Source organism: Erwinia sp. PPS120, from assembly GCF_047918655.1.
In the GTDB taxonomy this organism is placed as follows: domain Bacteria; phylum Pseudomonadota; class Gammaproteobacteria; order Enterobacterales; family Enterobacteriaceae; genus Erwinia; species Erwinia tasmaniensis_A.
Map to the genome: position 1 here is coordinate 1 of NZ_JBLREF010000081.1, position 221 is coordinate 221.

Below are 221 nucleotides of genomic sequence, written 5' to 3' on the forward strand. Positions count from 1 at the left end.
CGGCATCCTGACCGAAGCGGTGCGCAAGCGTCCGTACAGCGTGGTGCTGCTCGATGAAGTCGAAAAAGCGCACCGCGACGTAATGAACCTCTTTTATCAGGTTTTCGACCACGGCTTTATGCGTGACGGCGAAGGATGCGAAATTGACTTCCGTAATACCGTTATCCTGATGACCTCCAACCTCGGCAGCGATCATCTGATGCTGTCTCTTATACACATCT

1 protein-coding gene is annotated in these 221 nt (G+C 52.5%); it reads left to right on the forward strand.

The window, feature by feature from the left end:
* Positions 1-221 (forward strand): AAA family ATPase (locus ACLRGG_RS21145; protein ID WP_416251557.1); only part of this gene is annotated, 221 nt, incomplete at both ends.